We start from the raw sequence: 15,376 nt of genomic DNA, 5'->3' as shown, positions 1-15,376 counted from the left end.
TTAAAAGATTTTAAGTCCTTTTTCAAAAAAAGGAAATGAAAGTATAACTAATTAAACTTAAAAGGGGATTAAATAAAGGATTAAATAGTATAAATATTTGTGTAAATATTTGGTGGGTTAAAAAATGGGGGGGGGGGTTAGGAATTGATAATAATAAAAATACAAAGAAAACTTACAAGATAAGTATGACTATAAATATTTAAGACATATAACTTAGGAAAGATAAATTCCTTAAGTTAGAAATATTTAAAAATTTCAATATTTTAAAAAATATTCTTGAATTTTTTTAGGATCACTTGTTTTTGTAAGTGCTAACATAAGCAAAACTCTTGCTTTTTGAGGATTTAAATCTTCAGCACTAACAAAACCTAATTTCTTGTCTAAATCACTCACAACAACACTTCCTGCAACAACTCTTGAACTTACAACAACATCAAGCCCTTTCTTTATAAGTTCTTTTAAGACATTTTTTTGATCTTCATGTATATTTCCTGCACCACTTCCTGCAACAACTATGCCTTTAGTTCCATTTTCAAATAAAGCTTTTGCAGCTACACCACTACCATCATTTGAATAAGTATAAAGTATATCTACTTTTGGTAAGCTTGTGAGTTTGCTTACATCAAAAGGAGCGTTTTTTGTGTGAGCTTTAGCAATATTATTATAGAAAAAGACTTTACCATCTACTATATAGCCCAAATCTCCAAAATCAGGAGAAGAAAAAGCATCAACATTTAAATTATGAGTTTTTACCACACCCCTAGCACTTAAAATTTTATCATTCATGACTACCATAACACCTTTAGCTTTAGCTTCTTTGTTGGCAGCTAAAGCTACAGCATTGTAAAGATTTTTTGGTCCATCTGCACTTATAGCAGTTGATGGACGCATAGCACCAACTAAAACTACAGGCTTGTTGCTTTTAATGGCTAAATTTAAAAAATAAGCAGTTTCTTCCATGGTATCAGTGCCATGAGTTATAACCACTCCATCTATCCCTTCAGCCAAAAGCTTATTGACTTCTTTAACAAGTTTTAACCAAATTTCATCACACATATTTGAACTGTCAATATTTGCTATTTGTTCCCCGCTAATATTAGCTAAATCTTGAATTTGTGGAACCGCTTTGATTAAAACATCTACGCCAACAACTCCAGCTGTATAACCTGTTGTGGCAACAGCGCTATCAATAGAACCTGCTATCGTTCCACCTGTTGCTAAAATAGCAATTTTTGGTTTAGCTTCTGCCATACATGCTCCTATAGATAAAAATACCAATACACACAATAGTAACTTTTTCACAATTCTTCCCTTATTTATTAAAATTCGTTTCATTAATGAAACTTATATAATATTAATAAATAATAAATAAAAATTTTATAAAATTTCTTTAATAACAAATTGTGGAGTTACTAATCCTCTGAATTCATTTTTAGAAATACTTCCAAGTAAAGAAATATTTTGATTTAATTTTGGTTCTTTATCAAAATTAAAAAATAAAGCTTCTATGGTCTTATTTTCCTTGGTTAAAACAAGCTTTAAGTGTTTTTCATCTTTACCTAGAAGTTTTTTATTTTTTACACAAAGATTTTCCAAAACAAAAAAAGGACGCGGGTTTTTATGACCAAAAGGCTCAAAAGATTCTAAAATTTCAAGCATTTCAAAATCAATCTCACTAGGCTCTAAAATTCCTAAAATTTCATCTGTATCCAAAAATTCACTTTCAGAAATTTGCGAACATTCCTTTTTAATTTTATTTTTAAATAATTCAAAATTTTCAAAATTTAAACTAATTCCAGCAGCACCTTTATGACCGCCATAATTGCTTAATATAGAATTTGTCTTAGAAATTAAAGCCAAAATATCAATCTTACCAACACTTCTTGCACTACCTTTTAAGTGTTCTTCATTTTGAGAAAATACAAAAGCAGGTTTATTAAAATGTTTAGCTAAACGACTTGCCACAATCCCTAAAACCCCTTCATGCCAATTTAAACCCGATACCACAATACAAGAATCGTTTTCATCGATTTGATTTAAACTATCTTCAAAAAGCTGTTTTTCTTCATCTTTACGACTTTCATTAAAACTAACAATTTGCTCTAGATATTCTAAAGCTTTATTAAAATCTTTAGTGTGTAAAAATTCATAAGAAATACTTGCATCATCCATTCTTCCAGCACTATTTATAAGTGGAGCAATTAAAAACCCTATATTATCAAGAGCAAATTTATCTTTTTGATAATAATGCTTAATAGCCCTAAAAGCAGCTCTTTTGGATTTGTTAATATGATCTATACCACGCCTTACTAAAGCACGATTTAAATCTCTAAGCTCCATCATATCTGCAATAATTGCAATTGCTAAAAGCTCTAAAAATTTGCTCATATCGTATTTAAGTTTGCAAACCTCTTTTAAAGCTGCTATTAAATACCAAGCTACCTGTGCTCCACAAATTTCAATTTCTGGAAAATCACAATCTTTTTGCTTTGGATTTACAATAGCAAAAGCATCAGGTAAAGCATCTTGGGGCATATGATGATCAGTAATAATTAAATCTATATTTCTTTCTTTACAAAGTCTAGCTGCTTCAAGAGCAGCTATACCATTATCCACAGTTATAATCAAATTGACATCAAGTTCGTTAATAATTTCAGCATTTAATCCATATCCATCTTTAAAACGATTTGGAATCTTTACTATATAATCAAAACCTATATCATCAAAAAATTCTGCCATAATAACACAAGAAATGATTCCATCAACATCATAATCCCCTACTATAGCTACTTTCTCATTTTTTTCTACAGCTTCTTTGATGCGATTAGCTGCTTTATATGCATCCTTTAAACAGCATGGCAAAGGCAAATCACAAAGTTTGGTATGCAAATCTTTTTCAAAGCGTGAAGCCAAAATTTTTTTAATTTCATTTTTATTAATTATCTTCATAGTTTATAGCTGCCTTGATAAAACCGAAAATCACAGAGTTAACATGCTCAAGTCTTGAAGTAAATTCTGGATGAAATTGCACAGCCAAGAAAAAAGGATGGGAGTTAAGTTCAACTGCTTCGATCAATCCTTTGCTTTCACCACTTACAATCAAACCGTGTTTTTCAAAATCTGCTCTATATTTTGGATTTGCTTCATAGCGATGGCGATGGCGTTCTTTTACACTCTTTGCTTCATTATAAACCTTAGCCAATAGGGATTTTTCCTTGATATCACATTTATAGGCTCCTAAACGCATAGTTCCGCCTAAAGGAGTTTTTGCAGTACGAATTTGTTTTTCTCCATTTGTATCCATAAATTCATCAATCAAATAAACCACAGGATTTTGACATTTTTCATCAAATTCACTTGAATTTGCATCTTTAAGTTTTAATACATTTCTAGCAAATTCCACCAAAGCAAGCTGCATACCCAAACAAATTCCTAAAAAAGGAATTTTATTTTCTCTTGCGTATTGAATAGCTTTTATCTTACCTTCTACGCCACGATATCCAAATCCCCCAGCAACCAAAATTCCACTTACATCTTTAAATACTTCAGCACTTTCCATATTTTCAAGTTTTTCACTATCCACCCATTTTAATTCCACTTTAGTATCTAGTGCCGCACCTGCGTGTATAATAGCTTCAGTAAGACTCTTATAACTTTCTTTTAAATCCACATACTTACCCACAAAAGCAATTTTAACCTCATTACTTGGAGCTATAACTCTTTTTACTAAAGAATCCCAATTTTCCATGTTAGGTTTTAAATTTTTTAAATCTAAAATTTCAGCAATAGGACTTAAAATATCTTGCTTTAAAAAATTAAGTGGAATTTGATATATACTTGCTGCATCAACACTTTCTATTACACAATTTTTTTCCACTCCGCAAGAAATGGCAATTTTATCCTTTAAATCCCTATCAAGAGCTTTTTCACTACGACAAATAATCATATCAGGACTAATACCTATACGCCTTAATTCACCTACGCTATGTTGGGTAGGTTTAGTTTTTAATTCACCTGCAGCCTTAATAAAAGGCACTAAAGTAAGATGAATATTCATAGCATTATTTTTACCCACTTCTAAACGCAAAGCACGAATAGCTTCTAAAAAAGGTAAGCCTTCTATATCCCCAACAGTTCCGCCTATTTCAACAATAAGTATATCTTTATCCTCTCCTGCTTTTTTAATACGATCTTTAATTTCTCCTACTATATGTGGGATTACTTGAATGGTTTTACCAAGATATTCTCCGCGCCTTTCTTTTTCAATCACACTTTGATAAACGCGTCCTGTGGTGAAGTTATTATCTTGAGATAAACTCTCATCTAAAAAACGCTCATAATGTCCCAAATCAAGATCAGTTTCTGCTCCATCATCAGTAACAAAAACTTCTCCATGCTCAAAAGGACTCATAGTGCCTGGATCGACATTAATATAAGGATCAGCTTTTAAAATACTCACTTTAAGCCTTGAATTTTTCAAAAGTGTTGCGATAGAAGCGGCAGCTATTCCTTTACCTAAAGAACTTAAAACTCCACCTGTTACAAAAATATATTTTGTTTGTTTCATTGATAATAAGCCTTATTTTTTATCTAATTATAGCTTGATAAAACTTTTTATTTCATTAGAATTTTAAGTAAAAAATGCAAGAATTACAAAAAATATTTTTATCAAAAAGGAATAAGTATGCAAATCACTTTACTTTTTCACACTCCATTATCTATTTGTTCTCATGCAACAAGAACTTGTTGGCAAAGCTTTGAAAAAGGCGATTGTGGTGGCGAAAAAGATAAAGAACTTATCGATCGCGTGGGCAATAAATTTAAACACGCTTCGACTTTAGAACATTTAAATTACACTTTTTACATACAAGGAATTTCAAGAGCTTGTTTACAAGAAGTTGCAAGACACCGTCACACTAGTCCTAGTGTAAAAAGCACGCGTTATACCTTAAAAGAACTTCGCAATGAAGCTGAGTTTAAAATAGGAGATTTTGAAAACGCAAGCCGTTATCTTGTGCTTTGTGGTAATGAAGATGTTGATAACGCAAGCATAAAAGCTTTAGAAAATTTACGCACTATTTTACAAAAAAGTATCAGTTTAGATATGGCCAAATACTGCTTACCAGAAAGTTATAAAACTGAACTTACGCTAACAATTAATGCAAGAAGTTTGCAAAATTTTATCTCTTTGCGTAGTTCAAAATCAGCCCTTTGGGAGATTAGAATTTTAGCAAATGCTTTATTTGAAGCTTTGCCACAAGAACACAAATTTATATTTGAACATTGCTTACATAAAGACATAGAAAAATAAAATATTAATTTTATCTTGTTAAAAATATTTTTGTGTTATTATTTGCAAAATCAAACTTTATGCAAGTATATTTTCATATACCTTGTGCTTGATTATAGTTTCTTATAAGGACTTTTTATGGATAAACAATTTTTTCAAGATTTTCTAATGCTTTCGCAAACTCATACCATGGCTACTCTTGTTATGCTTTGTATTGTTTTTTATGTGTTAAAAAAAATGCGAGATATCAAAATCAACTTTTCTATTCGCATGTTATTTGCACTTTTAATAGGCTTGGGGTTTGGTTTTGCTTTGCAATACTTGGCTAATTTCCCAAATAATGAAGAATCAAGTAATATTCTTTGGTATAACGAAATAAAACATTGGTTTGCCTTCATAAGCTCTGTTTTTGTAGCTTTTATAAAAATGCTAGTTGTCCCTCTTGTAAGTATTTGCATTATAAAAGTTATTATAGAAATTGATAAAAACATCAAAATATCTTCTTTACTTGGAATAAGTCTTTTTTGGATACTTTTTAGCACAGCTATAGCTGCGAGCTTGGGTATATTTTTAGGTTATAATTTTGATCTAGGAAGTAATTTTGCTATTCATGAAGGAGATAAACAAATTCGTGAAATTCAAACCTTTTCAAATATTATACTAGGACTAATACCTAGCAACATCATTACAGCTATTAACAAAGAAAATATCATAGCTATTGTTATTTTTTCTTTTTTCATAGGAATTAGTGCTAAAAAAATTTCCAAAAAAGAAGAATATAATCAGGCTTTTAAAAGTTTTCAAAATTTTATTTTAACCTTTTATAATATTATGATGAGTATGACTGCTACAATTATTAGATTTATGCCTTATGCCGTAGTTTGTATGATGGCTAATGTGCTTTTAAGCAATGGCTTTGAAGCCATTAAAACAACTGGACTTTTTATCATGCTTATTTATATAGCTATGTTTATAATGTTTGGAGTGCATTTTTTACTCCTCACTTCTCAAGGATTAAATCCTATAAAATATGCAAAAAAAAGCCTTTCCCGTGTGGTTATTTGCATTTAGCTCAAGATCTTCACTAGGTACCTTACCTATGACAATTTCAACTTTACAAAATAAATTTGGAGTTAATCCCGCAATAGCTAATTTTGTAGCTTCTATAGGTACAACAACAGGACTTAATGGCTGTGCGGGATATTTTCCAGCTTTAGTAGCGATTTTTGTAGCTTATGCTACACATACACCAATTGATTTTACTTTTGCTTTAATGATAATTTTAGTAGCTGTTATTGGATCCTTGGGTATAGCTGGAGTTCCTGGGAGTGCAACTATGGCAGCTTCTATTATGTTAGCAGGAATTGGATTTGGAAACAATTTTGTTATGTTAAGTTTAATTTTGGCTATTGATCCTATTATCGATATGGCAAGAACAGCAAGTAATGTTTCAGGAGCTATGACCTCAGCACTTTGTACTGCAAAAAATTTAAAAGCTTTAAATAAGGAAATTTACAATTCTTAATTCCTTAAAACCCAAATTTTTATTGGGTTTTAAAGAATTATTGGCAACCTTCACACTCTATACTACGATCCGCAATATTTACTTTTTCACTATCTGGACTTTCACTTCTTAAATAATAAGTTGATTTTACTCCAAGCTCCCAAGCAAGTTGATAAATTTCATTTAAATATCCGCCACTTGCTTTATCAAGAGATAAAAAGATATTTAAACTTTGTCCTTGATCGATCCATTTACCACGTACAGCCGCAGCTTTTACAAGAATTTTTTGATCAAGCTCATAAGCTGGAGTATAGTATTGCCAAGTATCAAGGCTTAAATTTGGCACAACAACAGGTATCATACCACTTAAATTTTGTTCAAACCACTTTCTTTTATAAACAGGTTCGATAGTCTGCGTAGTACCCACCAAGATAGAAATAGAAGAAGTAGGTGCAATGGCCATCAAATAACCATTTCTCATACCATCTTTTTTAACTTTTTCTCTAAGTTTAACCCAGTCGCATTCACTTTGATCAAATAAACCTTCTCTTAAAGTTAAAGCTTTAGCCTTAGGACTTGCTACATCAATAGGAAAAATTCCCTTACTCCAATTTGATCCTTCAAAATCTTCGTAAGATCCTTTTTCAAGAGCCAAATTAGAACTCGCATTAATAGCCTCAAAACTAATTTGCTCCATAATCTCATCAATTTTATTTAAATGCTCATCACTTCCCCAATGAATCTTAGCCTCAGCAAGCATTTGTGCTTCACCCATGACTCCAAGACCTATAGCACGGGATTTTAAATTTGTATCTTTTACTTTTCTATGAGGATAAAAATTTAAATCGATTACATTATCAAGCATACGAATAGCCGTTGGCACAACACGCTCTATATCTTCTTTAGTATATACTTTGCTAAGATTTATACTTGCTAGATTACAAACGGCTGTTTTTCCATCATTTTTATATTTTTCTACTATATAAACTTTATTACCATTGATACTATCTAAAGTTGATATTTTTTTGGCTGGTTTTTCATACCCTCCATCAATGACCACCTTTTGTTCTTCATCAAAATGAAGCTCATCTCCATTTTCAAAAACTACTTTGATTTGATAATAATTTGGTTCAGTATTTTGAAAAATTTCAGTGCATAAATTTGAACTTCTAATAATTCCCACATGAGCATTTGGGTTTGCTCTATTGGCACTATCTTTAAAACATAAAAATGGCAAGCCTGTTTCAAAATAATTTAGCAAAATTTTCTTCCAAAGCTCTTTAGCTTCTACGATTTCTTTGGTAATACTTTCGTCTTTTTCATATTCTTCATAGCGTTTTTCAAAAGCCTCGCCATATAAATCACACAAATCCGCTGTATCTGCAGGATCAAAAAGAGTCCATTTATCATTTGCTCTAACTCTTTTCATAAAAAGATCATTGATCCATAAAGCAGGGAAAAGTTCATGAGCGCGACGTCTTTCTTCGCCTGAATTTTTACGCAAATCGATAAAATCACTTATATCCATGTGCCAAGGTTCTATATAAACTGCAATAGCTCCCTTTCTAGTACCTAATTGATCTACAGCTACGGCAATATCATTAGTAATTTTTAAAAAAGGTATAATTCCACCTGCAGCATTTTTATGTCCATCTATGCTTCCACCCATTGCACGCACTTTAGACCAATCCCAGCCTATACCTCCTCCGAATTTAGAAAGCAAAGCCATTTCTTGATAAGAATCAAAAATGCCTTCAATATTATCAGGAGTTGAACCTATATAGCAAGAGCTAAGTTGATGGCGCGTTGTCCTAGCGTTTGATAAAGTTGGAGTTGCAAGCATGAGTTCAAATTTAGAAATAAGATCATAAAATTTCTTTGCCCATTCTTGGGGATTAAATTCATTCTGCGCTAAAAACATTGCAATAGCCATAAACATTTGCTGAGGAAGCTCTATAGGCATACCTTTACTATCTTTAATCAAGTATCTATCATATAAAGTTTTAATACCAAGATAAGTAAATTGCATATCGCGTTCAGGTTTAATATAAGCGTTTAAATCATCTAAATCGTATTTTTCTTTAAGACCAAGTAAAATTCTTCCTTCTTTTTCACCTTTTTCAAAATATTCACGCAAATGATTATAACGATTCATGCCATTAACTTTTTTATATAAGTCAAATAAAAACAGTCTAGCTGCAACAAAGGTCCAATTTGGACAATCAATATCTATTTTATCTACTGCAGTTTTAATTAAAGTTTTTTGAATTTCTTCAGTTGAAATTCCATCACGAAATTGAATCTTTGCATCGAGTTCAAGTTCGCTTAAATTCACACCTTCTAAATCTTTTACAGCATCAGAGGTGCATTTTTTGATCTTAGAAATATCCAATTCTTCTGTACGACCATTTCTTTTAATAACTTTCATTGCCTTCCTTGCTTTTTATTTAAATGTTCTTTTAAAAATTGCATCAACATTTTTTGTATAGTAGTTATAATCGAAACATTTTCTTACATCCTCTTCGCTCAAACTTTTTCTTAAATCTTCATCGCTTAAAAGCGCTAACAAAAACAAACTTTCATTTTTTTCATTGATGGCAGCCTTGCCATTTTGCAAATCTGTCCATACTTTCATTGCATTTCTTTGAACTATTTTATAAGCTTCTTCACGACTAATGCCTTTAAATGGAAGTTCTAAAAGCACCCTACCTGAAAATACAAGCCCGCCTGTAAGATTTAAATTTTTCATCATATTTTCAGGATAAACCAAAAGCTTATCAATCAAATTTGTAAGACGCATAAGCATAAAATCAGCCGTGATAAAAGCATCAGGCAAAATAAATCTTTCAACACTAGAATGAGATATATCTCTTTCATGCCAAAGTGCAACATTTTCTAAAGCTGGAGTTACAAAAGATCTAAGCACACGACAAAGCCCTGTGATATTTTCACTTAAAACAGGATTTCTTTTATGTGGCATAGCTGAACTTCCTTTTTGTCCTACACTAAAATACTCTTCAGCCTCATAAACTTCAGTTCTTTGAAAATGTCTTATGGCTACAGCGATTTGCTCACAACTTGAAGCTAAAATTGCAATAGCAGAAATAACTTGAGCATAACGATCTCTTTGAATCACTTGATTTGAAACAGGAGCGGCTTTAAGACCTAAATTTTTACAAACTTCTTCTTCAAATTCTAAGGGAGCATGGGCAAAATTTCCCATTGCACCACTGATTTTTCCATAGCTTATCACTTCTTTTGCATGTACTAAAAGCTCTTTTGCATGCGAAATTTCATCATACCAAATAGCTAACACCAAACCAAAAGTAATAGGCTCTCCATGAATTCCATGACTTCTTCCTACCATTAAAGTATTTTTGTGTTCTAAAGCACGTTTTTTAATCGTTTCTAAAAGCAAAGAAACATCTTCTAAAATAAGTTCTAAACTCTCTTTTATCTGTAAAGCAACAGCCGTATCTATACAATCAGAGCTTGTCATTGCATAATGCACAAAACGACTCTCTTCTCCTAAGCTTTCACTTACACTTGTAAGAAAAGCAATAACATCGTGTTTTGTGGTTTTTTCTATTTCATTTATTCTTGCAATATCAAATTTTGCGTTTTTAAGAATTTTTTCACAGTCTGTGTCATTAATGAGACCAAGTTTATTCCAAGCTTTTACTGCAGCTAATTCTACTTTTAGCCATGCATTATATTTTGCTTGTGTGTCCCATTTTCTAGCCATGATTTCTCTGCTATATCTTTCAACCATCTTTGAAACCTTTTTAGCTATAATTTTATATTTTAAAAAACAGAAATTATATCAAATTATCCTAAGAAAGTTATTAAATGGCCTACATAAAAATAAAACTCTCAAACAATGGAAAAAAGGCATTTCAAGTCCTTATGGAAAATTTAAAAATTAGCATAAATGAAGCACAAAAACTCATAGATAAAAAAAGACTTTTTTGTGATGGAATTTTAGTAGAAGAAAAGAATAAAATTTTAAATGGTTTAGTGGAGCTTATAGTCTATGAAAACAATCCCAAAGGGGTAGAAATTGTCTTTGAAAATGAAGACTTTGCCATACTTGAAAAAGAAAGTGGGATCTTAAGCCATCCAAATGGTAGGCATTGTAAATACAGTCTTAGTGATGAAATTTGGCATCTTTGGGGAAAAGAAGCTTGCGTAGCACACAGGCTTGATAAAGAAACAAGTGGGCTTATACTTGTAGCCAAAAATAAAAAAGCACAGATTGATCTTAAAAGCTTATTTGAAAAAAAACTGATTCAAAAAGAATACCTTGCTCTAGCTCATGGAAAAATAGAAGAAAATTTTATAGTTGATAAAGCTATAAATTTAGCCAAAAACTACAATGATGCAAAAACAAGAATGCAAATTTGTAAAGAAGGAAAACAAGCTATCACTGAATTTGAAATTTTAGAATACTTTCCTAAAATCAATGCTACCCTTTTGCTTTGCAAACCCTTAACAGGCAGACAACACCAAATAAGAGTACATTTGCATTATAAAAACCATACCATTTTAGGCGATCCACTTTATGGACTTAGCAAAGAACAAATCGAAAGTATTTTAGATGAAAAATTAAATCCTAAAGAACGCTTAAAACTTACAGGTGCCTTGCGTTTGTGTTTGCATTCTTATCGTTTGAAATTTCAATATAAAAATCAAAATTTTGATATCAACTCAAAAATAAATATAAAAGAAATTTTCAACAATTCTATAAAATAAAATGATGTTTCACTACGCTACAATCAATCACTTTTTTACCAAAATTTTAAAACAAAAAAATAATTCTTGCTAAAACTTTAAGTATAATTAAATAAAAAAGCGAGATTTTCCAATGAAATTTGTTAATTTTATACAGGATCAAAAACCCCATCTAGGAGTACTAAATTCTAGCGGAAAAATTGTAAGTTTTACTGATCTTGGCATCGAAACTAACGACATGAATGAATTTATTATCCATTTTGATAAATTTAAACACAAGCTTACAGACTTGGATTCTAAAACAGCTTATGAAATCCCAAAAGAAAATTATCTAGCTCCTATTATAGAACCTCGTCAAGATATTATATGTCTTGGGATTAATTTTTTAGATCATGCTAAAGAATCTGCCAAATTTAAGGGTGAAAAATTTGAAGAAAGAGAGTATCCTGTATATTTTGGAAAACGCTGCAATCAAGCTACGCCACCTTTTGGTGATATACCTTTACATGCAGATGTAACTTCTCAGCTTGATTATGAATGTGAGCTTGCATTTATTTTAAGTAAAGATGCTTATAAAATCAAAGCTAAAGATGCAAAAGATTATATCTTTGGCTATACTATTATCAATGAAATTTCAGCTCGTGAACTTCAAAAACGCCACAAACAATTCTACCGAGCAAAAAGTCTTGAAGGTAGCACTATAATGGGACCTTACATCACAAGCGTAGATGAAATTTCTTATCCTCCTAAACTTCAACTTCAAAGCTATGTCAATGATGAACTACGCCAAAACTCTAACACCCAATTGTTTATTTTTGATATTGCTTATGTCTTAGAAGAACTTAGTACAGGCATGCTTTTAAAAGCTGGAAGCATTATATCTATGGGAACTCCTAGTGGAGTAGGCATGGGATTAAATCCACCTACTTTTTTAAAATCAGGAGATAAAGTACGTTGCGTCATAGAAAATTTAGGAGAACTTTGCAATAAAATAAAATAAAATAAAAAATATCAATTATTAAACAATTTACTAAAATTACGCTATAATGGCACTTTAAAAACTTAAATTAAGGCAGAAATTTATCATGAAAAAAATAATAATGATTTTATGTTTATCTTATGCAAATATAGTCTTTGCAATAGATATGATAACCCCTATTCCAAATTCCATCTCTTATGATAAAGAAAAAGCTGAACTTGGAAAAAGTCTTTATATGGATAAAAGTTTATCCAAAGATGGAAAAGTTTCGTGCAATACTTGCCATAGGCTTGATCAACACGGCGTTGATGGACTAGAATTTTCAATAGGAGTTAATAATCAACTCGATAAACCCTTTAACACTCCTACAACATTTAATTCGGTATTTAATTTTGTGCAATTTTGGAATGGTAGAGCCAAAGATTTAGCAGAACAAGCAAAGGTGCCTTTTTTTAATCCAAAAGAAATGGGGCTAAGTCCTGAACTTCTTTTACAAAAAGTTAATTCTAATGAAAATTATGTAAAAGCTTTTAAAAAACTTTATGGAGAAGTTACGGTAGAAAATATAGCTCTTGCAGTTGCTGAATTTGAAAAAACCTTAATCACTCCAAATTCTCCTTTTGATCGCTATCTTAGCGGAGATCAAAATGCTATTTCAACTCAAGCTAAAAAAGGTTATGAAGATTTTAAAGCTAATGGCTGCATTTCTTGTCATCAAGGTCAAAATATAGGTGGAAATATGTTTCAAAAAATTGGTATTTTTGAAGAATACCCAAATCAAGAAGATTTAGGACGCTACGAAATCACAAAAAGAGAAGCTGATAAAATGGTATTTAAAGTTCCTAGTCTTAGAAATATAGCTAAAACTGCACCTTATTTTCATGATGGATCTATACCTACTTTAGATGCTTGTGTTCAGTTTATGGCTTACTATCAATTGGGAAAATTTTTAGATCAAGAAACAGTTGATAATATAGTTGCATTTTTAGAAAGCTTAACAGGAGAATATCATGACAAATAAAAAAAGTTCATTTTTGATAAAATTTATTATTTTGTCTATGCTAGTTTTAGCTTTCATTCTTGTTTTATTAGGTATTATTTTTAATAATTATTCTTCATCTAAAGATAATAAAGACTTAATAAACATAGTTCAGCAGCTACAAATTTCAGATGAAAAAATCAATTCCGTTTTTCAAAATAGTTTTAATTTTATTAACTACGATCCAAGTGTTCAGGCAATAAAAAAAATGCAAGAAAATTTTGAAAAGCTTAAAAATTTTGGGATTAACATAAGCAAAGCAGAAGAAATTTTTAATGCTAAACTAATCCAGCTTAATTATTTTAAATCCGCAAATTCCATAGCAGTAAATTCAAAACTTTACTTATTTGAATTGGCTAAAAATTATTTTGAAGAATTAGAACAAAACCACGAAACAAATAAAAACAACTATAGAATAATGAGTTCTATGTTAAGCGTTCTTTCAACTGAAAGTATTTTGCAAAAAACAACACTTAATCAACTCAACAGTCTTATGAAAGAAATCAAAAACGATACAAAAAGTGAAAATTTACAACTTTTTTTAAAACACTATAAAATGATTGTAAAACAGATTTCTATCATGCAAGATAATTCTTCTATTTATGAAAATAATTCTCTTATGAAAGAGTTAAAACAACTTAACACTTTTACCCAAAACGCTATAGAACAATCTAATTTATTTAAATTTTATATCGCTTTAACAGTGTTTGGAATCACTCTTATATTATTTGTATTTTTTATTTTATTAACACTAAAAAAAGTCATCATACCAATTCATACTTTAGAAAAACTAAGCGCTAATTTAGCTAGCAAAGAAGCCAATCTACACTCTCGTTTAAATATAGATCCAAAAAGCGAGCTTGGAAAAAGTGCTCAATATATTAATTCATTTATTTCCACCGTTCAAAACTCAATCATAGAAGCTATAGAAAACGCAAAATCAAGTCATCAAAATTCACAAAAGCTCAAAAACAACTCTATGATGCTTGAAAACAGCTCTAATTCACAACATGAGCAAATTCAAGGCGTTAAAGAAATCACCTATGTCTTAGATGATCATATCAATCTTGCGGGAAATTTAGCACAAGAAAGCATAGAAAATATGCAAGATATGCACATACTGATGGATAAGGTAGAACTTACTCTATCTGAACTTGTAAATTTGATAAATGAAAACAATGAAAAAGAACAAAATATAGTAGCCAATATGGATAACCTAACTCAAAGTGCAGATAATATCATAGAAATTACAAGTTCTATTAGAGATATAGCCGATCAAACCAATCTACTTGCCTTAAATGCAGCTATTGAAGCTGCAAGAGCGGGTGAACATGGGCGTGGTTTTGCAGTTGTAGCTGATGAAGTAGGTCAACTTGCCGATAAAACAAGTAAATCTCTTTTAAATATCAATGCTACTGTTAATGCTATAGTTCAACAAATCAATGACAACAAAGCCTTGATGGATCTTATCCATGATTCTATGAAGGAAACCTCTTCAAAAACCAATGATTTACAACAAGAACTTGTAAATTCTATGCATAAACTAGAAAGCTCTATAGAATCAACTCAAACCATGAAAGATAAAAGCATGGAAGTAAAAGATAAAATGCTTATCCTAGGAACAAGCATAGACAAGGTTAACGAACTTGCAAATTCTGTTAAAGATTTATCATGCGAAATCAACAACATCTCTCAAAATGTTCTAAATGGCGCTTCTAAACTCTCTGAAAAATTGAGCAGCTTTCAGTAACTTTTTTCGTGTTAATTTAAATTAACACGAAATTTTAATAAAAAATTTATTTTTAATTTATGTTTTTCAAGTAAAATTAGCGG

At 30.7% G+C, this 15,376-nt stretch carries 10 protein-coding genes and 1 pseudogene; 6 read left to right on the top strand and 5 right to left on the bottom strand.

Going from position 1 to position 15,376, the window contains the following annotated elements; translation table 11 throughout:
• Positions 1 to 255: 255 nt before the first annotated feature.
• The 3 genes from ACOTU8_RS07630 to pyrG all read right to left on the bottom strand — a co-directional run bounded on the left by ACOTU8_RS07630 (position 256) and on the right by pyrG (position 4,567).
• A complete protein-coding gene (locus tag ACOTU8_RS07630) occupies positions 256 to 1,302 on the bottom strand; it encodes a type II asparaginase (RefSeq protein ID WP_422342397.1) in 1,047 nt (348 codons plus the stop codon).
• Between the two features lie 75 nt (positions 1,303 to 1,377).
• Complete coding sequence (recJ, locus tag ACOTU8_RS07625; protein WP_422342396.1) at positions 1,378 to 2,949, bottom strand: single-stranded-DNA-specific exonuclease RecJ; 1,572 nt, start codon at positions 2,947 to 2,949, stop codon at positions 1,378 to 1,380.
• A complete protein-coding gene (pyrG, locus tag ACOTU8_RS07620; RefSeq protein WP_422342395.1) occupies positions 2,936 to 4,567 on the bottom strand; it encodes a CTP synthase in 1,632 nt (543 codons plus the stop codon). The genes recJ and pyrG overlap by 14 nt, the downstream gene beginning before the upstream one ends.
• A 117-nt stretch (positions 4,568 to 4,684) precedes the next feature.
• Here pyrG and thyX point away from each other — a divergent pair, with 117 nt between their 5' ends.
• The gene (gene thyX, locus ACOTU8_RS07615) at positions 4,685 to 5,311 is read left to right on the top strand and encodes an FAD-dependent thymidylate synthase (protein WP_422342394.1); all 627 of its coding nucleotides are present in this window, start codon (positions 4,685 to 4,687) and stop codon (positions 5,309 to 5,311) included.
• A gap of 117 nt (positions 5,312 to 5,428) precedes the next feature.
• A pseudogene (locus ACOTU8_RS07610) lies at positions 5,429 to 6,815 on the top strand (cation:dicarboxylate symporter family transporter).
• A 37-nt stretch (positions 6,816 to 6,852) separates the two neighbouring features.
• On the opposite strand, the gene nrdA reads toward ACOTU8_RS07610, so the two are convergent.
• Positions 6,853 to 9,222 carry a ribonucleoside-diphosphate reductase subunit alpha gene (gene nrdA, locus ACOTU8_RS07605; protein ID WP_422342393.1) on the bottom strand — a complete coding sequence of 790 codons (2,370 nt, stop codon included), beginning with the start codon at positions 9,220 to 9,222 and terminating at the stop codon, positions 6,853 to 6,855.
• A 15-nt stretch (positions 9,223 to 9,237) separates the two neighbouring features.
• On the bottom strand, positions 9,238 to 10,566 hold the full coding sequence (gene purB, locus ACOTU8_RS07600; RefSeq protein ID WP_422342392.1) for an adenylosuccinate lyase: 1,329 nt from the start codon (positions 10,564 to 10,566) through the stop codon (positions 9,238 to 9,240).
• A gap of 77 nt (positions 10,567 to 10,643) precedes the next feature.
• On the opposite strand from purB, the gene ACOTU8_RS07595 reads away from it, so the two are divergent.
• The 4 genes from ACOTU8_RS07595 to ACOTU8_RS07580 all read left to right on the top strand — a co-directional run bounded on the left by ACOTU8_RS07595 (position 10,644) and on the right by ACOTU8_RS07580 (position 15,293).
• Positions 10,644 to 11,546, top strand: coding sequence for an RluA family pseudouridine synthase (locus ACOTU8_RS07595; RefSeq protein ID WP_422342391.1), 903 nt, complete (start codon positions 10,644 to 10,646; stop codon positions 11,544 to 11,546).
• 112 nt (positions 11,547 to 11,658) lie between these two features.
• Entirely contained in the window at positions 11,659 to 12,525 is an 867-nt protein-coding gene (locus ACOTU8_RS07590) for a fumarylacetoacetate hydrolase family protein (RefSeq protein WP_422342390.1), read from the top strand.
• An 85-nt stretch (positions 12,526 to 12,610) separates the two neighbouring features.
• Positions 12,611 to 13,525: a cytochrome-c peroxidase gene (locus ACOTU8_RS07585; protein WP_422342389.1), complete on the top strand. Its 915-nt coding sequence runs from the start codon at positions 12,611 to 12,613 to the stop codon at positions 13,523 to 13,525.
• Positions 13,515 to 15,293, top strand: a complete 1,779-nt coding sequence (locus ACOTU8_RS07580; protein ID WP_422342388.1) for a methyl-accepting chemotaxis protein — start codon at positions 13,515 to 13,517, stop codon at positions 15,291 to 15,293. The genes ACOTU8_RS07585 and ACOTU8_RS07580 overlap by 11 nt, the downstream gene beginning before the upstream one ends.
• Positions 15,294 to 15,376: the final 83 nt, after the last annotated feature.

This window comes from Campylobacter jejuni, assembly GCF_049221745.1.
Taxonomy (GTDB): domain Bacteria; phylum Campylobacterota; class Campylobacteria; order Campylobacterales; family Campylobacteraceae; genus Campylobacter_D; species Campylobacter_D jejuni_E.
This window is presented reverse-complemented; position numbering and strand designations above follow the sequence as displayed.